The following is a 25,429-nucleotide window of genomic DNA, read 5'->3' on the forward strand; positions in this document are numbered from 1 at the left end:
CTAAACCAAAGCGGGCGTACGCTCAAGCAGCGCGCGCCGCCTGGGCGACAGGTGCGCGGCGTGGCGGTGCGCCGGAATGCTGACGGGCTCAGTCCGCCGTGGGCTGTGCCAGTTGCTCGAAAGGCAGCGCCTGCTTGACCAGGATGACGCTGCAGGGCGCATCGCGCGCCACGCGCATGGGCACCGTGGCAAAAAAGCGCTGGGTTTGCAGCCCGTGGGTGGCGGCGCCCAGGATCATCATGCTCACGTGGTTGCTGGCCGCATAGCGCACCAGCGCCTGGGCCACGTCGCCCGCTTCGAGCACGTGGTAGCTCACGGCATGCCCGGTCAGGTCCAGCCCCTGGGCCCACTGGCGCAGGCTCGCCATGTGCTGGCGGTGCAGCGTGGTTTCGCTGCGCTCGCTGTCGCTGGTGCTGCTGGCGCCGGGCGACACCACCGTCACGCAGGCCAGCCGTGCGCCGGGGCGGATGCCCAGGGAGCGCGCCACCGCCTGGCGCAGCGAATACAGCGTGGCGTCCGTCACGTCGGCATGAGGCACGGCCACCATGAGGATGGGCGTGTCCTCGATCTGCTGCGAGGGCAGGGGGCTGGGGGTGTAGTGCATGCCCGCTGCGCGCAGCCAGCGGCGCAGGTGGGTGCGCAGCGGCGTGCGCTCGGTGCGCTCGCCGCGTTCGGTGATGAGTACCTGCTCGGGGTTGGACAGGTCAAACGCCAGGTGCGCGGCCGAGGGGTAACGGCTTGCGGCCTCGGGCTCCAGGCAGCGCAGGATGACCTCCTGCAGCCATGGCGGGATGTCGGCGCGGTGCTTGCGTGGCGGCGCGGGCGTCATCCACAGGCGCTGGCGCATGCCGCCGCTGGTGGTGGGGGCGCCAAAGGGCAGCTCGCCCGTGGCCAGCTCGTACAGCATCACGCCGATGGCAAAGATATCGCTGCGCGGGTCGCCGCGCACGCCCACCACCTGCTCCGGTGCGATCCAGGCGGGCGAGCCCACGGCCTGGCGCATTTCCTCGGCCAGCAGGTCCGGGTAGTGGGCGTGGCACGAGAGGCCAAAGTCCAGCAGCACGGCCGTGCCATCTTCTTTGATGAGCACGTTGGCAGGTTTGAGGTCCAGGTGGCACACGTTCTGCTGGTGCAGGCTGTGCGCGGCGCGCGCCGTGGCCGCGCCCAGGCGGGCTATGGTGGTGATGTCGCAGCGCCCGGGCGCATCCAGCCAGTGCTGCAGCGTCTGGCCGGGAATGTATTCCATGACCAGGTAGGGCAGCCGCACCAGGTCGCCCGCCGCCACAAAACGCGGCACATGCGGGCCGCTGAGCACGGGCAGGATCTGCAGCTCGACCTCGAAGCTCACGATGTTCTCGGCCCCGTCGCCTGCCGTCATGCGCGGGATCTTCATCGCCATGGGAAAGCCGGGGCTGCGGTCGGCCTGCGCGTATTCCACGGCGTAGATGTGGGCCATGCCACCCGCGTGGATGCAGTTCACCACGCGAAAGCCGTCGATCTCGGTGCCGGGTTCGAGCAGTTTCATTGACCATGCTCCAGCCTGTCGGCATAAAACGCGGGCAGTCCTGCCGCGCGGATGGCGGCGGCGGCGGCCAGGTGGTCATACGGCACGCGGTAGAAGGTGATCTGCTTGGCGGTGTCGTCAAACAGCGCGTACATGGCGCGCGCATCGCCGTCGCGCGGCTGGCCCACCGAGCCCACGATGCCCAGCCACTGGCGGTGCGTCGGCACGGGCACGGGCACGCCGGGCTCGGGCGCAAAGCGCATCAGCTTGGCGGTGGGCGTGAGGAAGTACAGCACCTGCTCGTGCACATGGCCGCAGAACACATAGCGGATGGCGGGGTCGATGCCTTGCGCTGCGGTCATGCTGCGCTCGGCGGCGTTGGAGTCCTCCACATACCGCCACTGCGCGGGCATGTCGGCACTGGCGTGCACCAGCAAGGCGCTGCTGCCGAGCCGCGCCGTGAGCGGCAGCGACTGCAAAAAGGCGATGTGGCTGTTGCCGAGCTGGTCGTGCGTCCATTGCGCTCCCAGCTCGCTGCGGTTGCGTGGGTTGGCAGGCGGGGCCAGGGCCATGGCGTCATGGTTGCCCAGCACACACAGGGCACCTTGCTGGGCCAGGTCGCGCACCTGCTCCACCACGGCCACGGGCTCGCCGCCGTACCCCACCAGGTCGCCCAGCAGCGCAAATTGTTCGGCGCCCTGTGCGCGGGCGTGTTGCAGGCAGGCGTCCAGGGCCTGGCGGTTGGCATGGATGTCGGACAGCAGGGCGATTTTCATGGGGTTGTCTCCAACCCCATCATCGCGGGTGTCGCTGAACGCCAGCTTGCAGGCGGCAGTACCTGCGTGGATTCAAAGAAAAAATAGCTGCCAGCGCTTGTGGAGCAAGCGCTGGCAGCTATGGTTTTGGTAGCTCAGAGGCTGCGCTGTACGGCGGGTTTTTTGTCCAGCGCCAGCACCAGGCCCAGCGCGATGATCGCGGGCAGCGCCTGGCTGAAGAAGATCTTGGGCGCTGCGGTGGCGGCGCCAAATACCCCGGCCACGATTACGCAGGCCAGGAAGAAGATCTTTAACACCCGGTTGCCGGTGAACAGCCCCCAGAACAGGCCCGCCGCCAGAAAACCGTTGTACAGCCCCTGGTTGGCCGCCAGCGTGGTGGTGGCGTCGGCCAGCTCCTGGGTCAGGCTGAAGGTTTTCATGCCCAGGGGCTTGTTCCAGAAGAACATTTCGAGCACGAGGATGTACACATGCTCGATGGCCACCAGGGCCACCGCGATGCGGGGAATCAGCAGGCGGCCCATGGTCTTAGACGATCGTGATGGTCACGTCGATGTTGCCGCGCGTGGCGTTGGAGTAGGGGCAGACCTGGTGGGCTGCGTCCACCAGCTTCTGGGCGGTTTCCTTGTCCAGGCCGGGCAGGCTGATGGTCAGGCGGGCGGCGATGCCGTAGGCGTTCGGGATGGGGCCCAGGTCCACTTCGGCGTCGATGGACACGTCCTGGGGCACAGGAATGCCGATCTTGCCGCCGACGGCCTTCATCGCGCCGATGAAGCAGGCTGCGTAGCCGGAGGCAAACAGCTGCTCGGGGTTGGTGCCGGTGCCGGACGTGCCGGGCGAGGACAGCTTGACTTCCAGGCGGCCGTCATCGGTCTTGGCGGCGCCATCGCGGCCACCGGTCACGTGCGACTTGGCGGTGTACAGGACTTTTTCGAGCTTGGTCATGGTGTCTTCCTTGCGGTTGTTGCCCACTGGCGGGCGGTGGAGGGAATCGGTTCTTGCGTTGTCTGCAGGCCGTCAGCGTTGCTCGCTGAGCCGGTCTCGCAGCTGCTTGAGTTCGGTGGTCAAGGTGGTCAGCTCGGCAATCGAGCACTGGCTGCTTTGCAGCACACAGGGCGGGATGGCCTCGGCCTGGTCGCGCAGTGCGCGGCCTTGCGACGTGAGGGTGATGCGCACGCGGCGCTCGTCCTGCACATCGCGCAACCGGGCAATGTGGCCCTGCGCCTCCAGGCGCTTGAGCAACGGCGTGAGCGTGCCGGAGTCGAGGAACAGGCGCTCGCCCAGCTCGGAGACGGTCACGCCATCCTGCTCCCACAGCACCAGCATCACGAGGTACTGGGGGTAGGTCAGGCCGATCTGGTCGAGCAGCGGTTTGTACAGCTTGGTCATCGCCAGCGAGGCGGAATACAGCGCAAAGCAGACCTGGTTGTCCAGCCGCAGGATGGCGGGGCTGGGAGTGTGGGGTGTGCTGTGGCTGGGCATGGAGTGAATTGTGGGTGCAAATTCAATTGTGTGCAATTGAATTGTGAAAAACTTTGTTAATGGATGGGATTGTGTGGGTGGGGGAGCGGCGCCGCGCCATCGGTGCTACTCGCGCGTACCGCTTGCGCAGGTGGGGGAGCTGTGCCCCCTTCATCCTCGGGAAATTGCTATCAATAGCAGAGCTGCTAGCGCATGATTCATATGTGCTAGCAGTCGATTGGGCTTGCAATTTGGCATGTAGTGGTTCGGGCGACGACGAACCACCAGGCCCTCAGCGCCCGCTGAACTGCGCGGGCCGGCGCTCGACAAACGCGCGCACGCCTTCGGCCGCATCCTCGCTGTTGGCCAGTTCCTTCTGCACCGGGATGAAGTCCGCCACCGCAGCCGCCTGGCCTTGCTCGATGGCCTTGAGCACATTCAGGCGCGTGGCGACCACCGCGCGCGGCGCCTGTGCGGCAATGCGCTGGGCAATCGCCAATGCCTCGTCCAGCTCCTGGCCAGCCGGCACCACTTTCTGCACAAAGTTCAGGCGGTACGCCTCGGCGCTGCCGAACTCGTCGGCCGTCAGCAGGTGCAGCAGCGCATTGCCCGTGCCCGCGCGCTCGGCCATGCGCAGCGTGGCGCCGCCCGTGGCCATGATGCCGCGCTGCACCTCCATCTGCGAGAAGCGACAGTTGTCGGCCGCCACCACGATGTCGGCACCCAGCATCAACTCGATGCCCACGGTGAAGCAGATGCCCTTGACCGCCACCACCATGGGCTTGGTGCGGCGCCGGTAGCCGGGCAGGCCGTAGTCATGGGGCTCCACCAGGCCTTCGGGGATGGCTTTTTCGCCGCGCTGCATGTAGGCGCTCACGGCGGGCAGGTCCAGTCCAGCCGTGAAGTGGTCGCCCATGGCATGCAGCACACCGACGCGCAGGTTAGGGTCATCATCCAGTCGGGTGTAGGCTTCCGCCAGCTGGCGGAACATGGGGGGCGTCCAGCCGTTGCGCTTGGCTGGGCGGTTGATGCCGATCAGCAGCACATGGCCGATGACCTGGGTGTCGATGCTGCCCTCGGGCGGGGGCGAAGTGGGGGGGATGTTTGTCATGGGCGCAGGTCTCCTGGCCCATGATTGAAAACGCAATGGAAACTGCGCGCCGTCTCCCGAGGGACAGCGCGCTGAAGGCCGTCAGTAGGTGTAAACGCCTTGGCCCGTTTTGCGGCCCAGGCGGCCGGCGGCCACCATTTCCTTGAGCAGCGGGCAGGGGCGGTATTTGCTGTCGCCAAACTCGGTCAGGTACACGTCCATCACCGCCAGGCACACATCCAGGCCGATCATGTCGGCCAGCGCCAGTGGGCCGATGGGCTGGTTGCAGCCCAGCTTCATGCCCGCGTCGATGTCCTCGGGCGTGGCCAGGCCCTCGGCCAGCACGAAGAAGGCCTCGTTGATCATGGGCACCAGGATGCGGTTGACCACAAAACCGGGCGCGTTCTTCACGGTGATGGGGCTCTTGCCCAGCGCCTCGGCCAGGGCCTTCACGGCGTCGTGCGTGGCGTCGCTGGTCTGCAGGCCACGGATGATCTCCACCAGCGCCATCATGGGCACGGGGTTGAAGAAGTGCATACCAATGAAGCGGTCGGCGCGGCTGGTGGCGGCTGCCAGCTTGGTGATGGAGATCGAGGACGTGTTCGATGCAATCAGCACCTCGGGGCCCACCAGGGCATCCACCTGCTTGAGGATCTTGAGCTTGAGTTCGTAGTTTTCGGTGGCGGCCTCGATCACAAGCTGCGCGGCCTTCAGGTCGTCGTAGCTGGTGGAGGTCTTGATGCGGCCCAGCGCGGCGGCCTTGTCGGCCTCGGTGATTTTTTCCTTCTTGATCAGGCGGTCCAGGCTGCCGGCCACGGTGGCCAGGCCTTTTTGCACTGCAGCATCCGAGATATCAACCATCACCACGTTGATGCCCGACACCGCGCAGGCCTGCGCAATGCCGTTGCCCATGGTGCCTGCGCCGATGATGCCTACGGTCTGAATCGTCATATAGAGAGCCCTCTTCAAAGTGAAACGGATGGACGGAATGGTAAGGCGAATCGCACGACCGTTCGGTTATCGTGCGTCAAACCTGAACCAACAAGCCGCTGCGCAGCATGGCGGAGGAGACACAAAACATGTTTGACTACATCGTGATCGGTGGCGGATCGGCGGGCTCCGTGCTGGCCGGCCGTCTGACTGAGAACCCCTCCGTACGCGTCTGCCTGCTGGAGGCAGGGCCTGCCGACAAGAGCGTGCTCATCCACTGCCCGGCTGGGCTGGCCGTGATGGCCAAGTTCGAACTGAACGGCTGGGGCTTCAACACCACGCCGCAGGCCGCGCTGAATAACCGGCGCGGCTACCAGCCACGCGGCAAGGTGCTGGGGGGCTCCAGCTCCATCAACGCCATGGTCTACATCCGGGGCCAGCACGCCGACTATGACCACTGGGCCGCGCAGGGCAACCCGGGCTGGGGCTGGGAGGATGTGAAGCCTTACTTCGTGCGTGCCGAGAACAACGAACGCGGCCCCAACGCTTGGCATGGCCGGGGCGGCCCCTTCAACGTGGCAGACCTGCGTGCACCCAACCGGTTCAGCCAATATTTCACCGACGCAGGTGTGCAGGCCGGGCACCCGCACAACACCGACTTCAACGGCGCCACGCAGGAAGGTGTGGGCCTGTACCAGGTCACGCACAAGAACGGCGAGCGCCACAGCGCAGCCAAGGGCTACCTCACGCCGCACCTGGCGCGACCCAACCTGCAGGTCATCACCGGGGCGCATGCCACGCGCATCCTGTTCGACGGCACGCGCGCGGTGGGTGTCGAATACCGCCAGGGCGGCGCGATCAAGCAGGTGCGAGCGGGCCGCGAGGTGCTGCTGAGTGCGGGCGCGCTGCTGTCGCCGCAGTTGCTGATGCTGTCGGGCGTGGGGCATGCCGCGCATTTGCAGCAACACGGCATCCCGGTGCTGCACGACCTGCCGGGCGTAGGCCAGCATCTGCACGACCACCCCGACGTGGTGCAGGTGCTGGACGCACCCGAGCTCAAGGACCTGTTCGGCCTGTCACTGTCGGGCATGGCGCAGACGCTGCGCGGCATAGCCGAATGGCGCAAGCACCGCACGGGCATGTTGACCACGAACTTTGCCGAGGCGGGCGGCTTTATCAAGAGCGACCCGTCCGAGCCCGCGCCCGACCTGCAGCTGCACTTTGTGATCGGCAAGCTGGTGGACCACGGGCGCAAGACCGTGTTCGGTCATGGTTACTCGGCCCACGTGTGCCTGCTGCAGCCCAAGAGCCGGGGCTCGGTCACGCTGGCCAGCCGCGACCCCATGGCCTTGCCTTTGGTGGACCCGAACTTCCTGGCCGATCCCGATGACATGGCGCGCATGGTGCGTGGCTTCAAACGCACGCGGGAGATCCTCATGCAACCGGCGCTCGCGAAGTTCGGCGCCAAGGAGCTGGCGGCCTCGGCCAGTGCGCGCAGCGATGCGGATATCGAGCAGTTCATCCGCCAGTACGCCGACACCATCTACCACCCCGTGGGCACCTGCCGCATGGGGCCTGGGCCGCTGGATGTGGTGGATGCCGAACTGCGTGTGCATGGCCTCGCGGGCCTGCGTGTGGTGGACGCGTCCATCATGCCGCGCATCGTGAGCGGCAATACCAATGCGCCCACGGTGATGATTGCTGAAAAAGCGGTGGACCTGCTGCGCACCGCGCCGTGAACGATTTCACGTTTGGCGCCCGGAACGCGATTTTTAAGGTTTTCAAAGGGTCTGTTTAAGGAGTTTTTAACAGGCAAAAGCGCGGCGAATTTCTAGACTTCTTTGCATGGAAACGGGTGCATGGTGCACCCGGCCCAGCACCAAAAAAAAGGCGCTGAAAGAGCCCACCGAGGCCATGAAAGAACGTGATGAAGATTGATGCCCGCGAAATTGCCGCACTGACCCAAGCCCAGCCCGCCGCCCCCCGCATGGACATGTACGCCAGCATCCACAAGGCGCTGCGCGCCTTCATGGCCGACACGCTGCTGGGCCTGGGCCGCATGGATGTCGAGGACGACCTGGAGTTTGCCCACACCTGCGACCGCGTGATGCAGCTGCTGGACCTGTGCCGCGCCCACCTGCACCACGAGAACCAGTTCGTGCACGCCGCTATGGAGGCGCGCCAGCCCGGATCCAGCCAGAGCATTGCCGGTGAACATGTGGAGCACGAAGAGGCCATCACGGCCCTGGCAGACGGGGTGAACCACCTGATGGCCTGTGCTAAGCCCGCACGCCCCGCAGCCACCCAGGCCCTGTACCGCCAGCTGGCGCTGTTTGTGGCGCACAACTTCGAGCACATGCACGAGGAAGAGACTGCGCACAACCGCGTGCTCTGGCAGTGCTATACCGACGCGGAACTGGCGGGCGTGCACGACGCGCTGGTGGCCTCGATCCCGCCGCACGAAATGATGGTGGTGGCCCGCTGGATGGTGCCCTACATGTCACCGGCCGAGCGCACGGCCATGCTGTCGGACATGAAGCAACATGCGCCTGCCCCTGTGCTGGTAGCGGTGTTGGCGCAAGTGCAGCCGCACCTCACGCAGCCTGAGTGGACCAAGCTGATGCGCAGCCTAGGCCTGCCGGTGGTGCCGGGTCTGGTGCACTGAGTCTGAGAAATCAGTGGCGTGAAGGCGTCAAGCGTCTTCCAGCACCACCGGGCGCAGCACGCACAGCCGAAAGCGCCCGCGCCCCGTCTTTTCGATGTGGATGTGCGGGCAGTTCTCCTGCAGGCGGCGCTGCAGCAATAGCAGGCGGGCCTCCAGGTTGTCGGCCACATCGGGCAGGCGCAGGGCGGGGTCCAACCGCAGTTCGCGGTTGGTGAAGTCCACGCGCCCGGTGTGCTGGTGGTCGCGCAGCAGCTTCCAGACAATGGCGCCCGCCACGCCCTTGATCAAATAGTCGTCGTTGATGAACACGCTGTCGTTGGCCGCAAAGTGGCGCACCCGCAGCGCGCTGCCGCTCACCGGCGGTGCCGCTGTCGGAGTAGGCAGCGGCTCGGGCGCATCGGGCGCGGCCTGCAGCAGGTCGATGGCGGCGGCCAGCTGGCCCGCAATGGCCACCAGCAGGTCTTCATCCTCGAAGTCAAAGCGCATGTCCTCGGGGCTCTCGGCAAACAGCACACCCAGCAGGCGCCCGGCCGACAGCAGGGGCACCGCCACCTGGCTGTGCGGCTCGGGCAGGCCGGGGTAGGGGATGTCCAGGCCGCGCAACGGGGGCGCATCGGGTGTGGCATGCGCGTCCATGCTTTCGCGGATGGCATGGCTGTACAGGGCGGCGTGCGTCATGTGGCTGATGCGCACCGGCGTGCGCTCGCGCGCAGCCATGCCGATCACTCCCTGGCCCAGCCGGATTTCTGAACCCACGCCCGATGTGGCATAGCCGCAGCTGGCCACCGTGTAGAGCTGCTGGGCGCTGGCGTCCAGCATCAGCACCATGGCGTGCTGAATGCCCAGCTTGTCCTGCAGGCCCTGCAGCGCGCCTTGCAGCAATTCGTCCAGCCCCGAGCAGCGCGCGATGCTCTCGCTGCACAGGCGCAGTGTGTGCAGCAAGCCGGAACGCGGCACCGGTGCCGGCAGGCCTTCGCCCGCCACCGATTCGATGCGCTCCACAGCGTAGATGTCGGCCCCCTTGAGTTCAAACACCTCGGCCATGCCCGCATGCGACGCAATGCCCGCCAGCTGTGCGCGCATGCTCTCGAACACCGGCCCGCTGTCCTCGGTGCGTTCGTACAGCAGGTGCAGGCGGTAGAAATGGGCGGTGACTGGGTCCAGCACCAGCACCGACGCGCGCGGGTTGCGCAGGATGTTCTGGCGGGTCTTGTTGAAGAACTGGAACGACAGCGCCACATGTGCCGCATCCACATAGACCACCTGCGAGATGTAGGCTACGTTGGGTGTGCCGTCAGGGTCGCAGGTCGCCATGATGGCGGGAATCGCCCCCTCTAGGCAGGGGCGGATGCTGTGCAGGGACGGCGCTGCGGAGCTCATGGCTGCAGTACGGGTGGTGTGGGTGGTGCGGGCGGCGCACACAACTCCGCGCCCGCGCGCGGGCCTGGGGTCTGGTCGAACGCGCTGGTGGGGGTGAAGGTCACTGCGACCACATCCTGCAGCGGTGCTGCCAGCATGGCGCCCACATACTGCGGCCCATAACCCACCCGGCCCACCTCCTGCACCATGGACTGCAGGTAGGCCTGCAACACCGGCAGGTCGCCATCAGTGGCCGGGCGCTGCGTGGCCCGGCGGGCTTTGAGCTGCAGCGTCTGGTGGGTGGACGGCACGCTGAACACCACGGCAATCTCTCCGGTGTGCGCAATGTCCTGCAGCAACTGTTCGGACTGGCTGCGCCGCAGGTACACCGTGACCTCCCGCCCATCGCCGTTGATGCGACTGCCCACGGCCCGCATGATGCTCGGCCGCAGGGCCGCATCGCGTGACGCCACGATGGCCGACACGCCCTTGGCCACCATGGCGATATGGCTGGGGCCGAGCAGCGCGGTCATGCCTTGAAGCGCTTGCGGGTCAGGGCCAGAGCCACCCAGAAGGCCACCACGGTGGTCACCACCAGCACCAGGCCGTGGCGCAGGGGGTGGGCGGGCCACTGGTCCATGAACAGCGGGCGTACCAGCTCGACCGCGTTGGTCAGTGGCAGCCAGTCGGAGATGGTGCGCACGATGGGAGGCAGCTGCTCGCGCGGGAAGAACACGCCCGAGAGAAACATCATGGGCGTGAGCACCAGCGTGAAGTAGTAGGTAAAAAAGTCATACCCCTTGGCCAGCGCATTGAAGATGAGCGCGATGCTGGAGAACATCACCCCCACGAACAGCAGCACCGGCCAGGCCACCAACAGCTTGGGGCTGTGGCTGATGGAGAGGGCCAGCATGACGCCCAGGATGGCGGTGACGGTGAATAGCGCCTTGAACGCCGCCCACAGCATTTCGGCCAGCACCACGTCGTCCAGGCTGACCGGCGCGTTCATGATGCCGTCCCAAGTCTTTTGCACATGCATGCGCGAGAAGGCCGAGTACAGCGCCTCGAAGCTGGCCGCGTTCATGGCGCTCATGCAGATGGAGCCGCTGGCCAGGAACAGGATGTAGGGCACCTTGGTGTCGCCCGCCGCGCCGCCCACGTTCACCTGCCCCACCAGGGCCCCCATGCCGTAGCCAAAGGCCACCAGCCACATCAGCGGCTCGGCAATGTTGCCCACCAGGCTGGGGATGGCCAGCTTGCGCCAGACCAGCAGGTTGCGCATGAACACGGGCCACCAGCGCACGGACAGGCTGGGCGGGCGCCATACCGACGGCGGGGGCGGGGCCACAGTGGCCACAGAGGGCGGGTGAGCGGTTTGCATCCGCTTATTGTGCGATGTTGGCGGGCGGGCGCACAGTCCCCGATGTGTTCATCGTCGCCACCTGGGCACGGCCATTGCTTGGGTACCCCTATGTCCACCCACGTCCTGAACCTGCCCGCCGGTGCCAGTGCCCTCTGGCAGAACCGCCTGGGGCTGCTGCTGGAGTCCACGGGCGAGGGCGTGTTTGGCATCGACCTGGCGGGCAACTGCGTGTTCATCAACCGGGCGGGCGCACAGATGCTGGGCTTTGCGGCCGAAGAGGTGATGGGCCGCAACATGCACGCGCTCACCCACCACAGCCACCCCGACGGCAGCCCCTATGCGGATGGCGACTGCCCCATCTTCAACGCGTTCCGCCAGGGCCTGCCCTGTCGTGTGGACACCGAGGTGTTCTGGCGCCGCGATGGCTCGGCGTTTGCCGTGGAGTACTCGAGCCACCCCATTTTGGAAGGCGATCAGGTGCAGGGTGCCGTGATCGCTTTTGTGGACATTACCAGCCGCAAGCGTGCCGCCGATGAGCTGCAGCGCGCGCACGATGAGCTGGCCCGCGCCAACGACGAGCTGGAGCGCCGAGTGGCAGCACGCACACAAGAGCTGTCGCAGGCGCTGGCGCAGCTGCGCGAGCTGTCCGCCTACTCGGAGCAGGTGCGCGAAGACGAACGCACCCGCATCGCCCGCGAGGTGCACGACGAGCTGGGCAGCCTGCTGGTGGCGCTGAAGATGGATGTGAACTGGCTGCACAAGCGCCTGGGCGAGCAGGGCGAGCGCACGCCCGAGGCCGCGGGCGACATGCGCACCCAGATGCGCTGCAAGTGCCAGAACATGAGCCGCCTGATCGAAAACGCCGTGGACAACGTGGGCCGCATCATCACCGACCTGCGCCCCAGCATCCTGGACCACCAGGGGCTATGGGCGGCGCTGGAGTGGCAGGCACAGGAGTTCGTGCAGTCGGCCGAACTGGAGCTGGCGTGGCAGATGGAGGTGCCTGCCACCTTGCACTTGCTCGAGCCTGCAGCTATCGCTGTGTTCCGCATCTTCCAGGAGATGCTGAGCAATGTGGGCCGCCACGCGCAGGCCAGCGCCATCGACATTGCCATCGACGTGCAGGACGAGATGCTGCAACTGCGCGTGCGCGATAACGGCGTGGGCGCCACCCGCCAGGCCCTGGAGGCGCCCACCGCCTATGGCGTGATGGGCATGCGCGAGCGGGCACGGCAGCTTGGGGGCCGGTTGAGCATCACCAGCGAGCCGGGGCAGGGCTCGTGCCTGCAATTGCTGATTCCTCTGGAGCTGTCATGAATTCCGTGGTTCGAGTGTTGATCGGTGATGACCACCGCATCGTGCGGGAGGGGCTCAAGCAGGTGCTGGGCGACCCGGCCAATGGCGTGCCCGAGATCACTGTGGTCGCCGAGGCCACCCAGGGCAACGAGGTGCTGGAGCTGGTCGCCGCCCTGCAAGGGCCCACGGGAACACCGGGGCTGGACCTGGTGCTGCTGGACATCGCCATGCCGGGCATGGACGGCCTCGAAGTGCTGCAGGCGCTGCGCAAGGCCTGGCCTGCGTTGCCGGTGCTGATGCTCAGCACCTACCCCGAGCGGCAATACGCGGTGCGCTGCATCCAGATGGGCGCGGCGGGCTACCTGCACAAAAGCGCCGATCCCGACGACATGGTGGCCGCCGTGCGCAAGGTGGCCGCTGGCGGGCGCTACCTGACGGAAGCGACAGCGCAAGCCCTGGCAGGTGCACTGGAACGCACCGGGGTGGTGCGCACCGCCCAGCAGGGCACGCCCGCCGGAGTGGACGCGCTCTCCTATCGGGAGCACCAGGTGTTCCGCCTGCTCACTGCTGGGCAGAGCGTGAGCGAAATTGGTGCGCAGCTCAAGCTCGCGCCCAACACGGTAAGCACCTACCGCGCCCGCATCCTCGAAAAGACTGGCGCGCGCAACGATGTGGAGCTGGCGCTGCTGGCGCGTGGCGCACCGGCAGAGTGAATTCGGTGCGTTGCACGACCGATTTGTAGTGCTGGCCCTACACGCTGTAGACAACACACCCACGAATTCATGACAGCGGGCCGACACCGGCAAAAACTGGCCCGCGCTTTGCGTAACGCCTGGCACCAACTTCTTCGAGGTGTGCCATGTCCGAATTTTTCTCGCCCTACGATGCCGACCGCCCGTTGATGCTGAAATGCAGCTGTGGCCGCGACCACACGGTGGCCGACCACCACGCCGAGGTGTCGGCCGATGCCGCCGCAGCCACCCTGCGCCAGCGCAGCGAGACCCGTGAGTTCGAGCTCTACAGCAACGAGTTCATCGAAGCCACGCTGGTCAAGGCGCTGTTTCCGCAAGACGCGGTGCGCCGCCGCTTCATCAAGGCGGTGGGCAAGGGCACGGCCATGGCGGCCATCGCGAGCGTGTTGCCTGTGGCCAGCATGCAGGCCATGGCGCAAGAGAAGCAGGGCGCACTGGAGAAGACCAACCTCAAGATCGGCTTCATCCCGATCACCTGCGCCACCCCGCTGATCATGGCCCACCCGCTGGGCTTCTACAGCAAGCAGGGCCTGAGCGTCGAAGTCACCAAGACGGCCGGCTGGGCACTGATCCGCGACAAGATGATCAACAAGGAGTACGACGCAACGCACTTCCTGAGCCCCATGCCGCTGGCGATCTCCATGGGCCTGGGCTCCAACGCCACGCCGATGAACGTGGCCACCATCCAGAACGTGAACGGCCAGGCCATCACGCTCAGCCTCAAGCACAAGGACAACCGCGATCCCAAGAACTGGAAGGGCTTCAAGTTCGCGATCCCCTTCGAGTACAGCATGCACAACTTCCTGTTGCGCTACTACCTGGCCGAGGCGGGCTTGAACCCCGACACCGACGTGCAGTTGCGCGTGGTGCCACCCGCCGAGATGGTGGCCAATCTGCGCGCGGGCAACATCGACGGCTTCCTCGGCCCCGATCCTTTCAACCAGCGTGCCGTGTTCGAGGAAGTCGGCTTCATCCACCTGCTCACCAAGGACCTGTGGAACGGCCACCCCTGTTGCGCCTTCGGCACCAGCACCGAGTTCATCCAGAAGAACCCCAACACCTTTGCCGCGCTGTACCGCGCGGTGCTCACCTCGGCCGCGATGGCGCGCGACCCGGCCAACCGGGAGCTCATCGCCAAGGTGATTGCGCCCCAGGCCTACCTGAACCAGCCCGAGGCAGTGCTCAACCAGGTGCTCACCGGAAAGTTCGCCGACGGCCTGGGCAAGATCCAGAACGTGCCGGACCGCGCGGACTTCGACCCCATGCCGTGGCAGAGCATGGCCGTGTGGATGCTCACGCAGATGCAGCGCTGGGGCTACATCAAGGGCGATGTGGACTACAAGCAGATTGCCGAAAAGGTGTTCCTCATCACCGATGCGAAAAAGCAGATGAAGGCGCTGGATCAGAAGGTGCCCGAAGGCGCATACCCCAAGTTCAAGATCATGGGGCGCGAATTCGATGCCGCCAAGGCGAGCGAGTACGCAAAGAGCTTCCCCATCCGCAAGGCGGCATGACATGACTCCCGCCAAGAACCTCAACCTGCGCGCGGGCCTGTTGTCCGTGCTCATCTTCCTGGCCCTGCTGGGGATCTGGTACATCGCCACCGCTTCTTCGGGCGCGGGCAACAGCACGGCCGGCATGACCGCCGAGCAGATCGAGTACGCCAAGATGATGGGCAAGGACCCAGGCGCCAGCGCCAAGGGCAGCGGCTTCCCCTCGCTGACAGAGATGGGCCGTACCGTGTGGGGGCACGTGTCCAACCCGTTCTATGACAACGGCCCCAACGACAAGGGCATCGCCATCCAGCTCGCGCATTCGCTGGGCCGGGTCGCGCTAGGGTTCGGCCTGGCCTGCTTGGTGGCGATACCGCTCGGTTTCGTCATCGGCATGTCGCCGCTGCTGCGCCGTGCGTTCGACCCGTTCATTCAGGTGCTCAAACCCATCAGCCCGCTGGCGTGGATGCCGCTTGCGCTCTACACCATCAAGGACTCATCGATCTCGGGCATCTTCGTGATCTTCATCTGCTCGGTGTGGCCCATGCTGGTGAACACGGCGTTTGGCGTGGCATCGGTCAAGCGCGAGTGGCTCAACGTGTCGGCCACGCTGCAGGTCAACCCGCTGCGCAAGGCCTTCCTGGTGATCTTGCCCGCCGCAGCGCCCACCATCCTCACGGGCATGCGCATCAGCATGGGCATCGCCTGGCTGGTGATCGTGGCGGCCGAGATGCTGGTAGGCGGCACGGGGATTGGCTACTTCGTGTGGAACGAGTGGAACAACCTGTCGCTCACCAACGTGATCTTTGCCATCCTGGTGATTGGCGTGGTGGGCATGTTGCTCGACCTGGCCTTCGGCCAGCTGCAGAAGGTGGTGACCTATGTGGAGTGATGTCGCCCAGCGCCCGGCTGTTCCAGCCCCTCTTGCCACTGACGCCCCGCAACGAAAGGCCTCTGCCGTGACCCAAGGCTTCCTCCAGATCGACCGGCTGAGCAAGGCTTTTGTGCCCGCCAAGCCCGTGTTTGCCGATGTGTCGTTCACGCTTGACAAGGGCGAGTTCGTCTGCATCATCGGCCACTCGGGCTGCGGCAAGACCACCATCCTGAATGTGCTGGCTGGGCTCGACACCGCCACCTCGGGCACCGTCATCATGGACGGGCGCGAAGTGGCCGGCCCCAGTCTGGACCGGGGCGTGGTGTTCCAGAGCCACGCGCTCATGCCCTGGCTCACGGTGCGCCAGAACATCGCGTTTGCCGTCAAGTCGCGCTGGCCCGACTGGAAGAAGAGCCAGGTGGATGCGCATGTGGAGAAGTTCGTGGCGCTGGTGGGCCTGAGCCCTGCCATCGACAAGAAGCCGTCGCAACTCTCTGGCGGCATGAAGCAGCGCGTGGGCATTGCGCGCGCGTTCTCCATCCAGCCCAAGATGTTGCTGCTGGACGAACCCTTCGGCGCGCTGGATGCGCTCACGCGCGGCACCATCCAGGACGAATTGATGGCCATCGTGCGCCAGACGCAGCAGACTGTTTTCATGATCACCCACGATGTGGACGAAGCCATCTTGCTGGCCGACCGTATCCTGCTCATGAGCAACGGCAACGAGACGCCCGAGAGCTACCGCCCCGGCGGCATCGCCGAGGTGGTGGTGAACCCGCTGCCACGCGAACGCACGCGCACCAGCCTGCACCACCTGGACGGCTACTACGCGCTGCGCAACCACATCGTGGACTTTCTCGTCACCCGAGCCAAAGCCCACTGATTTCCTGAATAACCCAGCACTGTCGTGTTGCCCCTTGGGGTGGCAGGGAGTGCTGCACCCTGAAGTTCCTGTTCCCTGTTCCAAAACCCATCCAACCGAAGGAGCCATCACCATGAACCGCAACGACGTTACCGAAAAGATCATCAGCACCAAGGTCGCCAAGGGCCTGCAATGGGAGGCCATTGCCAAGAAGGTTGGCCAGTCCAAGGAATGGACCACGGCCCTGTGCCTGGGCCAGATGACGGCCACGCCTGAGCAGGCCAAGATCGTCGGCAAGATCTTCGGCCTCACCGCCGAAGAGCAGAAGTGGCTGCAGGTGGTGCCCTACAAGGGCTCGCTGCCCACGCCCGTGCCCACCGACCCACTGATCTACCGCTGGTACGAGGTGGTGAGTGTGTACGGCACCACCATCAAGGAGCTGATCCACGAAGAGTTTGGCGACGGCATCATGAGCGCCATCGACTTCAGCATGGATATCCAGCGCGAGGCCAATCCCAATGGCGACCGCGTGAATGTGGTCCTGTCCGGCAAGTTCCTGCCGTATAAACAGTACTAACCCCCTGAGTCGCTTCGCGCCTTCCCCCTTTCTCTCGAATTGCTGCGCAATTCGGGAAGGGGGACACCGCCAGCGCCCGCCAGCGAAGCGCCGCCTGTGCGGCTTGGCGGCCCTTGCGCGGCGGTCGCAGGTATAGGCCGTGCTCGTTATGCCGGCGTGGGTCTAGGCATTGCACCGAGTGGGGTAACCAAGACGGTCAGAGCACCTTGACGGCGCGGCCAATGAACTGGATAGGCCCCGTGGGCTTGCCAATCGGCGAGCCCGTGGGCGGTTCCAGCGTCAGCTCGAACAACTGGTTGGGCTGCAGCGGCGGCAGCTTGTCCAGCGGGATCTGCAGGGGCTGACCGGGCTGCACCAGGCCCAGCGATACGGGGCCGCTCCAGCCGTCGGCCTTGGTCCAGAACTCCAGGGCCTTGTCGGCCGGTACTTCGGCCACACCCAGCGGAATCAGGCTGATCTGCCGGGGCGAGCTGGCCTGCACCACCCAGCCCGGGGCCTTGTCCTGCGGCGCGACCAGCACCACCATGAACTGTGGCGGCGCGGCCACTGGGGCGGTGCGTGTGACGAGCACTGCCGCGAGCACCGCTGCCATGGCAAAGCCCGAGCCGGCGAGGGCACGCCACAGGCCCAGGTGGTCCCACCAGCGCACGGATGGCTTGCGCTCGGTTTTTGCGCGGGGTTGGGAGGTAACGGACGTCGCAGCCGGCTGTGCGCTGGTGGCCTGCAGCGACTGGTCGATGCGCGCCCACAAGGCAGCGGGCGGCGCGATGGGCTCCGCCAGCTGGGTCAGCGGCAGCAGGCGGGCTTCCCATTCGGCCACCGCCTGTTGCAATGCCTTGTCACCTGGCAGGCGTTGCTGCACGCCCTGGCGTTCGGCGGCGGGCAGGGTGCCCAGCACGTACTCACCGGCCAGAACATGCAGGTCTTCCGGCGAGGGGGTGGACGGTGTGTTGCGCACGTCGGTCATGCCATGCACTCCCGCAGCGAAACCAGGCTGCGCCGGATCCACGCCTTGACGGTGCCCAGCGGCGCGCCGAGGCGCTCGGCAATTTCGCCGTGCGAGCAGCCGTCCACATAGGCGTGCAACACGCAGTTGCGGCGCGCGGGGTCCAGGGCCTCCAGGCAATGCTGCAGGCGGCCCAGGCTGGCGTTCAGCGCAAAGGTTTCCTCGACCTCGTGGTGGGCCTGCACAGACATGTCGGCCTCCAGGGCTTGGGTGGTGGTGTCGTCCACATCAACGTGGCGGCCCGCGTCGCGCACGGCGTTCAGGGCCAGGTTGCGCACCACGCTGTAGATCCAGCCGCGTGCGCTGCCCCGGCTCGCGTCGTAGCTGGTGGCGCGCGTCCAGATGTTCACGCAGGCATCGTGCACGATGTCCTCGGCCAGCGCGCGCTGGCGCACGATGCGCAGCGCCACACCCAGCAGCCGCGCGCCCTCCTGTTCATATAGGCGGTGCATGGCCTGCCGGTCGCCGGCTGCGCAGGCGGCCAGAGCGGCTTCGTAGTCAAAATCGCCAGGGGTGTCGGGCACGGTGTGCAGGCAGCGGGGCCGCGGCTAAAGGGTGGGCGCATCGTAGCCGCAAACCCGCCACCGCCTGGCGGTAGCCCCCGCTGGGCAGGGGATTGCGTGTGCGTGGTTTACGCGGCCTTCCAGAAGATGTAGTCGGCCTGGTACTTCACGATCTGGCGCTCGCCCTTGTTGGCGGTGGTACAGGCAGCAGCGGGTGCCACGCCGCCCTTGAGGGCCACGCGCTGGATGAACGTCACGCCGGTCATGGCGCCCGAACCCATGGCGGGGTTGGCCTTGACGAGCTGGTAGGGCAGGTTTCCCGTACCCGAGGGTGCCACGGCCAGCTGGGTAGCCGTCAGCTTGGACCCATCGCTCGACTCCCAGGTGGCCGGTGGGCCGTAGTAGGTGCCCACTTGTTTGCCGCTGCGGTCATTCAGCACGGCCTTGGGGCCCACGAACACCCATTCGGTCTGGCCGGGCATGTTGGCCTTGTCGCGGCATTCGTAGGTGATCTCGCCCACGCCCACGGTTTCCATTGCCACCTTGTTGCCAGTCGGTACCTTGATGCTGTCGGGCAGGCTGTCCTGCGAATACATGGATTTGGAGGACGACGACATCATCGAACCGCAGGCGCTCAGCAGCACGGCGGCGGCAATGGCACCCGTCAGGGGGAGCAGGCGGGAGATGGGGGACGTGTGGATGGTCATGGCGTTTCTCTCTGGTCTGTGGGTTGATAGGACAGCAGCAACAAGATGCGCTGCTGTAGGTACTACCCACGAAAACGCCGTTTGGATGCAGTGGATGCCAAAAATTTTTTGCCGGTGCCAGCCCGGGCAAGATTGCCGCCCGGGCCCGAGGCTGCCTCAATGCAGGGTCAGTGGCCGGGTGGTGGTCTTGACCCGCACCACGGCCGCCCGGTGCTCATAGGGGGCCACCGGCTGGCCCAGGATGGCGGCCGCCAGCGTGCGCGCCTGCCGGGTAATCGGTTCGATGTAGCGGCTGCACTGCCCGTCGATGCTGATGCAATCGCCCAGTGCATGGATGCGGGATACGCTGGTTTGCAGCGTGCCTGCGTCCACCGCAATGCCATGGGTCCAGTCAAGCCCTGCACTCTGCGCCAGGCGGTGGGGGGGCAGCAGGCCTGCAGCCACCACCACTTCGTCCGCCGCAAAACGCCGCCCGCTGGTGGTGGAGACGCGGTAGCGCGAGCCCACGCGTTCCACCTGCTCCACCTGCAGACCGCCTTCAAAGCGGATGGACAGGTCTTTCCAGGCGTCCAGCAGCTGCGGGCCCGCCTGCTGGTCGTGCCAGCGCGCCAGTGGTTCGGTGGCCGTGTCCAGCAGCGTGATGTGGTGGCCACCCAGGGCCAGGTCGTTGGCCAGCTCACTGCCGACCAGGCCCGCGCCGATGATGAGCACATCCATGGGCTGGTCGCCCAGGTGCTGGCGCAGGCGCTGGTAGGCGTCCAGGTGGTTGATGCGCCAGCACAGGCTGGCGGGCAAGCCCGGAGGCAAGGCGGCCTGCGCACCGTGGGCCAGCACCAGGTGGCCGTAGCGCAGCACGCCCCGCGTGGTGCGCAATTGGCGGGTGTCGGCGCAGATGCGCACGGCATGGGTGTGGGCCAGCAGGGTGACGCCCAGGCGGTGCGCCGCATCGCGACCGGTTTCGGACACCAGGGCCAGCGGGTCCAGCTGGCGCGCCATGGCCACCGATAGCAAAGGCTTGTCGTACCGGTCGCCCGCGCAGGCCGTCACCAGGGTGATGGGCAGCGTGGCGCTGTGTTGGCGCAGGGTTTCGGCCAGTTGCCAGCCTGCACGGCCCGCGCCGACGATGACCACGCCCGGATCGCCACGCACGCGCAGGGAGGCGGCTGGCGCTGCGCTGGCCTGCGCCCGCAGCGCCTCCAGCGTGGGGGCTTTGTACGGAGAAAAATCGGCCTTGGTCACGCCGCACAGGGGGCAGGCCCAGTCGTCGGGTATGTCTGCCAGCCGCGTGCCGGGCGGCAGGCCGCCATCGGGGTCGCCGTCGGCCTCGTGGTAGACGTAGCCGCAGGCGTTGCAGATGTAGCTTTGCCAGGGCGCCTGGGTGGCCGTGTCGGCAAACGCATCGCACAGCGCCTGCGATGCCACGCTCAACACGAACTCGGAGGCAACCGGCGGCGTGGTGGCGGTGGGGAGGGCGGGCGTCATGCAGGCATCTCCTCGGTGCTGAGCCGGGCGATCTCCTTGCGCAGGTGCTTGATGGCGGGCGTGACGATGGCCACAAAGTGCGACTCGCGCACGCGCCGCTGCACGTCCGAGCTCATCAGGTAGCCGCGCGCACCCTGGTGCATCAGGGCGGACTGGGCGGCGCGCAGGCACAGCTCCGCGCCATGGGCACGGGCGTCCAGCACATCGATGAAGAAGTCGGTGCTTGTGTCGAACGGCGTCTGGGCCAGTTGCATTACGCGTGCGGTCAGTGCATCCAGTTCGGCCTGCAGGGCGTCGGGCCGGTCTTCCAGGAACTGGTTGACGTGGCCCAGTTGGGCCTCCACCGCCCACATCGAGTCGATGGCGCCCTGGGTGATGCCCACCGCCATGCCACATTGCAGCATCACGAACGCAGCGCGGATGCGGGCAATAAAGGGGCGGGTGGGGTCGGCCATGATGTCGGCCGTGCCGATGAAATGGTCCTTGAGCCGCAGCGCATAGGTGCCCGTGCCCTCCATGGCGGAGAAGCTGGGGCATTCGCGCATCTCCACGCCCGGTGCGTCGCAGCGCAGCAGGAACATTACCTCGCGCTGGCTGGCCGTGCCGTCGGCCTCCACCACCGCCGCAATCGCGCCGCAGTAGTGGTCGGGCCCCAGGTTGCTCACCCAGGGCAGGGTACCGTTGATGAGGTAGCCCCCCTCCACTGGCGTGGCCTTGAGCAGCAGGCTTTCGATCTGCGCATAGCTCTTCATGGGGTTGGACAGCGCCGTGCCGCCCATGCCTGCGCCGCTGGCGTGGCGCTGCAACACATCGCCCATCAGCGCGGGGTTGCCCGACTGCTGCAGGTACAGCCCGCACACCGCCTGGCACCACATCATGAAGCCCGTGGCGCCGCACACGCGCGAGGCCTCGGCCATGGCGCGGATGGCCAGGCCGTAGTCGGCCGGGCCGGCCGTGCTGTCCAGGTGCGCGCTCATCGCGCCCACGGCGGCCAGCTGCTGCAGCTCCGCGCAGGGGTAGTAGCCGGTGCGGTCAATTGCCTCCACCTGCGCGGCCAGCGGGCCCTGGGCAATCTGGCGCACGGCGGCCAGCAGCGCATCGCCCCGCAGGGCGCCGTCCAGGTGGAGTTGGGGAGGGAGGTCGGCGGGGTTCATGGGGCTCCTTGGGTGCGCAGGGCGGGCTCGGTGGCGGGGCTGTTTAGTCCGCGAGGCTGATCTCGAACGGAATGGGGTTGCGCATGCTGTTGGCCACGGGCGAGTAGAAGTTGGCGTGCTGCACGATCTCGTCCAGCACCTCGCGCGGTGCATCGCCTTCCACCAGCACCTTCACGCGGATCGCCTGGAAGCCCATCTCCGGCGGCGTCTTCTGCAATGCACCACCCGCACCCCAGGCGGCGGGGTTGCCGATGTCGCCTTCCATGAACACCTCGATCTTGCTGAGCTTGACCTGCTTCCAGGTGGCCACGGCCGTGATGCCCACGGCCAGGCAGCCGCCCAGGCCCGACAGCACGATCTCGCCGGGCGCAGGTGCCGTGTCCTGGCCGAACAGGTGCAGGGGCTCGTCCACCACCACCGGCGCATGGTTGCCCACATAGCTCAGCGAGCGGTACTGCCCCTCCATCACCGTATGGACCTTGTTGGTACCCCGGCTGGCAGGGTTGTTGCGTCCCTTGTCGGCAAAGGCCATCAGCCCGTCGCGGTCGATGGGGCGCAGGTGCGTGTGCACGGTGGTGACGGGGGCAGAGGGTTCCAGCAGATCGGTGGACATGGTGTTCCTTGGAGAAAGAGAAGGGAATGCAAAAAAGAAGGACAGGGTTCGCAGCGGGCCACGCCCGCTGCAACAACGCACGGGGCTCAGGCCGCCAGTGCCAGCGCAGGCTTTTTGGGGAACTTGACCAGCGGCAGCCCGCTTTCGATCGGCAACTTGTCGTCGCGCGACCATTCGTTCCACGAGCCGAAGTACATGCGCACATCGGCAAAGCCCGCCTGCTTGAGCGCCAGGAAGGTGTTGGACGCGCGTGCGCCCTTGAAGCAATACAGGTACACCGTGTCCGCCGGGCTGATGCCCGCCGTGGCGCATTCGGCGCGCACTTCGTCGGGCGACTTGAACACCGGACCCTGGGGCGAGGGCTTCATGAAGCGGTACCACTCCAGCCACTTGGCGCCCGGCAGGCGGCCCTTGCGCGGCGCAAAGTCCTTGCCATAGGGGCTGGAGCTGTCGCCAATCCACTCGTCCACATCGCGCACGTCCAGCAGCACGGTGTCGGTGCCCAGGGCCTCGATCACATCCTCCTTGGTCAGCATCACATCGGTGGTGGCCAGCTGGGTGGGGAAGATGGCGGGCGTGGGCACCACGGCCTCGGTGGAGACGGGTAGCTCTGCCGCCTTCCAGGCCGAGTAGCCGCCATTCAATACCTTGACCTTGGGGTAGCCCAGCCAGGTCAGCAGGTAGTAGCCCCGGCACGACTGGCCGTAGCCGCTGTTGAGCGCATCTTCATAGAACACGGCCGTCTCGGCGCCCGACAGGCCGATGGCGCCCAGGTGCGCGGCAAAGGTGTCTTTCAGCTCCTGCAGGCCTTGGGGCGTGGAGGTGGCCAGGTACGTGAAGGTTTCGCGCAGGTTCACCGCGCCGGGGATGTGCCCCAGGGCATAGGTGTCGGCGTCGCGGGTGTCGATCAGCACCACAGGTTCTGCGGCTTGCAGGGCCAACAGCTGGGTGGGTGAGATGAGGACGGCGTCGGAGGCGGTGGCGGTCACGGTGCTCATGGAAAACCTTTCGGTGCGGTGGTGGGCGGGATGCCTGCCTTCCTTATCGCAACAGGTGTGCCAGAGCGGGTGGAGATAGGGGAATATGAATAAAAATGGCTGGAAGCGCTAGTGAAATATGCGCTGGCAGCTATTGATTTGATAGTGGTTGGGGTGTGGCCATGTGTCGGCAGCCAGGGTGAAGCAGACCGCGCCAGACACTGTGTCTACAAATTGTCGACACAGTGTCCGTCGTCACTTCAGACCCGCCTTGCGCAGCCGGTAGCTGAACTGCCGCAGCGTCAGCCCCAGGCTCTGCGCTGCACGCGACTGGTTGCCGTGGTGCTCGGCCAGTGCTGTCTGCAGCACCAACACGCTGTGCGACTGGGCCGGTGCGTAGTCACGCACCAGCGGCGCCTGAGCGGCGACCGGCTGTGCTGTTGCCCCGGTGGTTGTTGGGGACGATGGTGCGGGCGGCGGTGGCAAAGGCGCGGACGCGGCCGGCAGAAACCGGTCCAGCTCCGCCCGCGCCACCAGCGTGTCATTGGTCAGCAGCACCAGGCGTTCGATCACATTGCCCAGCTCGCGGATGTTGCCGGGCCAGGGGTGTTCTTCCAGCCGCGCCAGCGCGTCGGGCGAGAGGTTCACGTTGCGCTGGTGCGCCTGGTTGGCGCGGCTCACAAAGTGCAGCGCCAGCGCGCGGATGTCCTCGCGCCGCTCGGCCAGCGAGGGCAGATGGATCGGAATCACATGCAGGCGGTAATACAAGTCCTGCCGAAAGCGCCCGGCCTCCACATCGGCCGCCAGGTCTCGGTGGGTGGCCGCCACCAGGCGCACGTTGACCTTGACCTCGCGCTGCCCGCCCAGGCGCACCAGCGTGCCCTCCTGCAGCGTGCGCAGCAGCTTGGATTGCAGGGCCAGCGGCAGCTCGCCAATCTCGTCCAGAAAGATCGTGCCGCTGTCGGCCTGCTCGAACCAGCCCGCGCGGGCTGTGCTGGCGCCGGTGAACGCGCCTTTTTCGTAGCCAAACAGTTCGGATTCGAACAGCGCGTCTGGAATGGCCGAGCAGTTGACCTTGATGAAGGGCCGGTCGCGCCGCCCGCTGGCCAGGTGCACGGCGCGTGCGAACAGCTCCTTGCCCGTGCCCGACTGGCCCAGCAGCAGCACGGTGGCCTGGGTTTGCGACACACGCTCCAGCTCGCTCAAGGCCTGCAGCAGCGGTGGCGAGCTGCCAATGAGCCCGTAGCGCGCGCTTTTGGTGTTGAGCGCATTGGCCAGCACGGCGTTGCGCGCCTGCAGCTGCCGCGTCTGCTCGGCCACCAGGGCTTCCAGTTGCAGCAGCTGCCCGACCAGCGTGGCCAGCACGCGCAGCACCGCCAGGTCGTCGTTCAGGTGGCGCTGGCGGCTGCGGATGCGGTGACAGGCCAGCACGCCGATGGGCGCGTTGTTGACCTCGATGGGCAGGGCAATGAAGGCCACCGTCTCTGGCGGCAGCTGGCTGCGCTCCACCGCGCGTGCCAGAAACAGCGGTTCGGCATCAATGTCCTGCACGATGGCAGGCTGCCCCGTGGCCAGCACGCGGCCGGTGATGCCCTCGCCCCAGGCGTAGCGCCCGCGCTGCACCTCGGCCTGGGTGAGTCCGTACGCATGCTGGATGGAGGCGGTGCGCGGCGCGCCGGCTGGGGAGGAGGGAGCGTCGTCCACCAGCACGATGCGCCCCCGGTTCAGGCCCAGCAGTTCGCTCATCAGGTGCAGCATTTCGCGCAGCACCAGGCCGGGCGCCAGGCTGCGGCCGATGAGGCGCATCACCTCGCGCATCAGCAGCAGCTCCTGGGCGTGCCAGTCGGTGGGGCTGTGCGAGCGGGCCGTGCTGGAAGGGGAGGGCATGGGCGGTGGGGACATGCCAGGGCGATTGCAAGTTCTGCGCCCGGGTGCATTAAAGTCGCCTGCGTCCCGCCATTTACCGACTTTTTCATCTTCTCGAAAGC

The 25,429-nt window shown here is 66.5% G+C and carries 26 protein-coding genes; 8 read left to right on the plus strand and 18 right to left on the minus strand.

What is annotated here, in order from left to right; all coding sequences use genetic code 11:
• Nucleotides 1-88 precede the first annotated feature (88 nt).
• The 7 genes from N4G42_RS03035 to N4G42_RS03065 form a co-directional block, all read right to left on the minus strand.
• Nucleotides 89-1,525 (minus strand): bifunctional serine/threonine-protein kinase/universal stress protein, encoded by a 1,437-nt coding sequence (locus tag N4G42_RS03035; RefSeq protein WP_260666116.1) that lies wholly within the window; start codon nt 1,523-1,525, stop codon nt 89-91.
• Nucleotides 1,522-2,280 carry a metallophosphoesterase gene (locus N4G42_RS03040; RefSeq protein WP_260666118.1) on the minus strand — a complete coding sequence of 253 codons (759 nt, stop codon included), beginning with the start codon at nt 2,278-2,280 and terminating at the stop codon, nt 1,522-1,524. The genes N4G42_RS03035 and N4G42_RS03040 overlap by 4 nt, the downstream gene beginning before the upstream one ends.
• 134 nt (nt 2,281-2,414) lie before the next feature.
• Nucleotides 2,415-2,801: a DUF1304 domain-containing protein gene (locus N4G42_RS03045; protein WP_260666119.1), complete on the minus strand. Its 387-nt coding sequence runs from the start codon at nt 2,799-2,801 to the stop codon at nt 2,415-2,417.
• A 4-nt stretch (nt 2,802-2,805) separates the two neighbouring features.
• A complete protein-coding gene (locus N4G42_RS03050) occupies nt 2,806-3,222 on the minus strand; it encodes an organic hydroperoxide resistance protein (RefSeq protein ID WP_260666120.1) in 417 nt (138 codons plus the stop codon).
• 72 nt (nt 3,223-3,294) lie between these two features.
• Nucleotides 3,295-3,759 carry a MarR family winged helix-turn-helix transcriptional regulator gene (locus tag N4G42_RS03055; RefSeq protein WP_146870110.1) on the minus strand — a complete coding sequence of 155 codons (465 nt, stop codon included), beginning with the start codon at nt 3,757-3,759 and terminating at the stop codon, nt 3,295-3,297.
• A 271-nt stretch (nt 3,760-4,030) separates the two neighbouring features.
• On the minus strand, nt 4,031-4,849 hold the full coding sequence (locus N4G42_RS03060) for a crotonase/enoyl-CoA hydratase family protein (protein WP_260666121.1): 819 nt from the start codon (nt 4,847-4,849) through the stop codon (nt 4,031-4,033).
• A gap of 81 nt (nt 4,850-4,930) precedes the next feature.
• Entirely contained in the window at nt 4,931-5,779 is an 849-nt protein-coding gene (locus N4G42_RS03065) for a 3-hydroxybutyryl-CoA dehydrogenase (protein ID WP_055396310.1), read from the minus strand.
• A gap of 128 nt (nt 5,780-5,907) precedes the next feature.
• Between N4G42_RS03065 and N4G42_RS03070 the strand changes: the two genes are divergently transcribed.
• Nucleotides 5,908-7,497: a GMC family oxidoreductase gene (locus N4G42_RS03070; RefSeq protein WP_260666124.1), complete on the plus strand. Its 1,590-nt coding sequence runs from the start codon at nt 5,908-5,910 to the stop codon at nt 7,495-7,497.
• Nucleotides 7,498-7,685: 188 nt separating this feature from the next.
• Nucleotides 7,686-8,423, plus strand: coding sequence for a hypothetical protein (locus N4G42_RS03075; RefSeq protein WP_260666125.1), 738 nt, complete (start codon nt 7,686-7,688; stop codon nt 8,421-8,423).
• Nucleotides 8,424-8,450: 27 nt separating this feature from the next.
• Here N4G42_RS03075 and N4G42_RS03080 read toward each other — a convergent pair whose 3' ends face one another.
• Genes N4G42_RS03080 through N4G42_RS03090 form a run of 3 tightly spaced genes read right to left on the minus strand, consistent with a single transcriptional unit; the run spans nt 8,451 to nt 11,163 of the window.
• Entirely contained in the window at nt 8,451-9,803 is a 1,353-nt protein-coding gene (locus tag N4G42_RS03080) for a GAF domain-containing protein (protein ID WP_260666126.1), read from the minus strand.
• Nucleotides 9,800-10,315 carry a hypothetical protein gene (locus N4G42_RS03085; RefSeq protein WP_260666127.1) on the minus strand — a complete coding sequence of 172 codons (516 nt, stop codon included), beginning with the start codon at nt 10,313-10,315 and terminating at the stop codon, nt 9,800-9,802. The genes N4G42_RS03080 and N4G42_RS03085 overlap by 4 nt, the downstream gene beginning before the upstream one ends.
• Nucleotides 10,312-11,163, minus strand: coding sequence for an ABC transporter permease (locus N4G42_RS03090; RefSeq protein ID WP_094289109.1), 852 nt, complete (start codon nt 11,161-11,163; stop codon nt 10,312-10,314). The genes N4G42_RS03085 and N4G42_RS03090 overlap by 4 nt, the downstream gene beginning before the upstream one ends.
• A 90-nt stretch (nt 11,164-11,253) precedes the next feature.
• Here N4G42_RS03090 and N4G42_RS03095 point away from each other — a divergent pair, with 90 nt between their 5' ends.
• From N4G42_RS03095 to cynS, 6 genes are all read left to right on the plus strand, one after another.
• A complete protein-coding gene (locus tag N4G42_RS03095; RefSeq protein WP_260666129.1) occupies nt 11,254-12,462 on the plus strand; it encodes a PAS domain-containing sensor histidine kinase in 1,209 nt (402 codons plus the stop codon).
• Nucleotides 12,459-13,154 (plus strand): response regulator transcription factor, encoded by a 696-nt coding sequence (locus tag N4G42_RS03100; RefSeq protein WP_094289105.1) that lies wholly within the window; start codon nt 12,459-12,461, stop codon nt 13,152-13,154. The genes N4G42_RS03095 and N4G42_RS03100 overlap by 4 nt, the downstream gene beginning before the upstream one ends.
• Before the next feature lie 146 nt (nt 13,155-13,300).
• Nucleotides 13,301-14,707, plus strand: a complete 1,407-nt coding sequence (locus tag N4G42_RS03105; RefSeq protein ID WP_099731376.1) for a CmpA/NrtA family ABC transporter substrate-binding protein — start codon at nt 13,301-13,303, stop codon at nt 14,705-14,707.
• A 1-nt stretch (nt 14,708) separates the two neighbouring features.
• Entirely contained in the window at nt 14,709-15,578 is an 870-nt protein-coding gene (ntrB, locus tag N4G42_RS03110; protein ID WP_056059654.1) for a nitrate ABC transporter permease, read from the plus strand.
• Complete coding sequence (locus N4G42_RS03115) at nt 15,568-16,443, plus strand: ABC transporter ATP-binding protein (protein ID WP_260666130.1); 876 nt, start codon at nt 15,568-15,570, stop codon at nt 16,441-16,443. Before ntrB ends, N4G42_RS03115 begins: the two co-directional genes overlap by 11 nt.
• 112 nt (nt 16,444-16,555) lie before the next feature.
• Entirely contained in the window at nt 16,556-16,999 is a 444-nt protein-coding gene (cynS, locus tag N4G42_RS03120) for a cyanase (RefSeq protein ID WP_008905293.1), read from the plus strand.
• A 196-nt stretch (nt 17,000-17,195) separates the two neighbouring features.
• Here cynS and N4G42_RS03125 read toward each other — a convergent pair whose 3' ends face one another.
• From N4G42_RS03125 to N4G42_RS03160, 8 genes are all read right to left on the minus strand, one after another.
• Nucleotides 17,196-17,966 (minus strand): anti-sigma factor domain-containing protein, encoded by a 771-nt coding sequence (locus N4G42_RS03125; RefSeq protein ID WP_108498299.1) that lies wholly within the window; start codon nt 17,964-17,966, stop codon nt 17,196-17,198.
• Nucleotides 17,963-18,529, minus strand: a complete 567-nt coding sequence (locus tag N4G42_RS03130) for a sigma-70 family RNA polymerase sigma factor (protein ID WP_056059648.1) — start codon at nt 18,527-18,529, stop codon at nt 17,963-17,965. The genes N4G42_RS03125 and N4G42_RS03130 overlap by 4 nt, the downstream gene beginning before the upstream one ends.
• Nucleotides 18,530-18,636: 107 nt before the next feature.
• On the minus strand, nt 18,637-19,215 hold the full coding sequence (locus tag N4G42_RS03135; RefSeq protein WP_260666131.1) for a DUF3455 domain-containing protein: 579 nt from the start codon (nt 19,213-19,215) through the stop codon (nt 18,637-18,639).
• A gap of 156 nt (nt 19,216-19,371) precedes the next feature.
• Nucleotides 19,372-20,697, minus strand: a complete 1,326-nt coding sequence (locus N4G42_RS03140) for an FAD-dependent oxidoreductase (RefSeq protein ID WP_260666132.1) — start codon at nt 20,695-20,697, stop codon at nt 19,372-19,374.
• Nucleotides 20,694-21,851 carry an acyl-CoA dehydrogenase family protein gene (locus N4G42_RS03145; protein ID WP_260666134.1) on the minus strand — a complete coding sequence of 386 codons (1,158 nt, stop codon included), beginning with the start codon at nt 21,849-21,851 and terminating at the stop codon, nt 20,694-20,696. The genes N4G42_RS03140 and N4G42_RS03145 overlap by 4 nt, the downstream gene beginning before the upstream one ends.
• Nucleotides 21,852-21,894: 43 nt before the next feature.
• Nucleotides 21,895-22,464, minus strand: a complete 570-nt coding sequence (locus N4G42_RS03150) for an OsmC family protein (protein WP_008905298.1) — start codon at nt 22,462-22,464, stop codon at nt 21,895-21,897.
• Between the two features lie 86 nt (nt 22,465-22,550).
• Nucleotides 22,551-23,462: a sulfurtransferase gene (locus tag N4G42_RS03155; protein ID WP_056745584.1), complete on the minus strand. Its 912-nt coding sequence runs from the start codon at nt 23,460-23,462 to the stop codon at nt 22,551-22,553.
• 234 nt (nt 23,463-23,696) lie between these two features.
• On the minus strand, nt 23,697-25,343 hold the full coding sequence (locus N4G42_RS03160; protein WP_260666138.1) for a sigma-54 interaction domain-containing protein: 1,647 nt from the start codon (nt 25,341-25,343) through the stop codon (nt 23,697-23,699).
• Nucleotides 25,344-25,429 lie beyond the last annotated feature (86 nt).

The organism is Acidovorax sp. K2F (assembly GCF_025246485.1).
GTDB lineage: Bacteria > Pseudomonadota > Gammaproteobacteria > Burkholderiales > Burkholderiaceae_C > Acidovorax > Acidovorax delafieldii.

Excerpts from the sequence above, each read along its gene's own strand:
- cynS (WP_008905293.1), top strand. The coding sequence starts at position 16,556 with ATGAACCGCAACGACGTTACCGAAAAGATCATCAGCACCAAGGTCGCC.
- N4G42_RS03150 (WP_008905298.1), bottom strand. The coding sequence starts at position 22,464 with ATGTCCACCGATCTGCTGGAACCCTCTGCCCCCGTCACCACCGTGCAC.
- N4G42_RS03065 (WP_055396310.1), bottom strand. The coding sequence starts at position 5,779 with ATGACGATTCAGACCGTAGGCATCATCGGCGCAGGCACCATGGGCAAC.
- N4G42_RS03100 (WP_094289105.1), top strand. The coding sequence starts at position 12,459 with ATGAATTCCGTGGTTCGAGTGTTGATCGGTGATGACCACCGCATCGTG.
- N4G42_RS03035 (WP_260666116.1), bottom strand. The coding sequence starts at position 1,525 with ATGAAACTGCTCGAACCCGGCACCGAGATCGACGGCTTTCGCGTGGTG.
- N4G42_RS03055 (WP_146870110.1), bottom strand. The coding sequence starts at position 3,759 with ATGCCCAGCCACAGCACACCCCACACTCCCAGCCCCGCCATCCTGCGG.
- N4G42_RS03105 (WP_099731376.1), top strand. The coding sequence starts at position 13,301 with ATGTCCGAATTTTTCTCGCCCTACGATGCCGACCGCCCGTTGATGCTG.
- N4G42_RS03135 (WP_260666131.1), bottom strand. The coding sequence starts at position 19,215 with ATGACCATCCACACGTCCCCCATCTCCCGCCTGCTCCCCCTGACGGGT.
- N4G42_RS03160 (WP_260666138.1), bottom strand. The coding sequence starts at position 25,343 with ATGTCCCCACCGCCCATGCCCTCCCCTTCCAGCACGGCCCGCTCGCAC.
- N4G42_RS03050 (WP_260666120.1), bottom strand. The coding sequence starts at position 3,222 with ATGACCAAGCTCGAAAAAGTCCTGTACACCGCCAAGTCGCACGTGACC.
- N4G42_RS03070 (WP_260666124.1), top strand. The coding sequence starts at position 5,908 with ATGTTTGACTACATCGTGATCGGTGGCGGATCGGCGGGCTCCGTGCTG.
- N4G42_RS03045 (WP_260666119.1), bottom strand. The coding sequence starts at position 2,801 with ATGGGCCGCCTGCTGATTCCCCGCATCGCGGTGGCCCTGGTGGCCATC.
- N4G42_RS03080 (WP_260666126.1), bottom strand. The coding sequence starts at position 9,803 with ATGAGCTCCGCAGCGCCGTCCCTGCACAGCATCCGCCCCTGCCTAGAG.
- N4G42_RS03090 (WP_094289109.1), bottom strand. The coding sequence starts at position 11,163 with ATGCAAACCGCTCACCCGCCCTCTGTGGCCACTGTGGCCCCGCCCCCG.
- N4G42_RS03075 (WP_260666125.1), top strand. The coding sequence starts at position 7,686 with ATGAAGATTGATGCCCGCGAAATTGCCGCACTGACCCAAGCCCAGCCC.
- N4G42_RS03115 (WP_260666130.1), top strand. The coding sequence starts at position 15,568 with ATGTGGAGTGATGTCGCCCAGCGCCCGGCTGTTCCAGCCCCTCTTGCC.
- N4G42_RS03145 (WP_260666134.1), bottom strand. The coding sequence starts at position 21,851 with ATGAACCCCGCCGACCTCCCTCCCCAACTCCACCTGGACGGCGCCCTG.
- N4G42_RS03040 (WP_260666118.1), bottom strand. The coding sequence starts at position 2,280 with ATGAAAATCGCCCTGCTGTCCGACATCCATGCCAACCGCCAGGCCCTG.
- N4G42_RS03155 (WP_056745584.1), bottom strand. The coding sequence starts at position 23,462 with ATGAGCACCGTGACCGCCACCGCCTCCGACGCCGTCCTCATCTCACCC.
- N4G42_RS03085 (WP_260666127.1), bottom strand. The coding sequence starts at position 10,315 with ATGACCGCGCTGCTCGGCCCCAGCCATATCGCCATGGTGGCCAAGGGC.
- ntrB (WP_056059654.1), top strand. The coding sequence starts at position 14,709 with ATGACTCCCGCCAAGAACCTCAACCTGCGCGCGGGCCTGTTGTCCGTG.
- N4G42_RS03140 (WP_260666132.1), bottom strand. The coding sequence starts at position 20,697 with ATGACGCCCGCCCTCCCCACCGCCACCACGCCGCCGGTTGCCTCCGAG.
- N4G42_RS03125 (WP_108498299.1), bottom strand. The coding sequence starts at position 17,966 with ATGACCGACGTGCGCAACACACCGTCCACCCCCTCGCCGGAAGACCTG.
- N4G42_RS03060 (WP_260666121.1), bottom strand. The coding sequence starts at position 4,849 with ATGACAAACATCCCCCCCACTTCGCCCCCGCCCGAGGGCAGCATCGAC.
- N4G42_RS03095 (WP_260666129.1), top strand. The coding sequence starts at position 11,254 with ATGTCCACCCACGTCCTGAACCTGCCCGCCGGTGCCAGTGCCCTCTGG.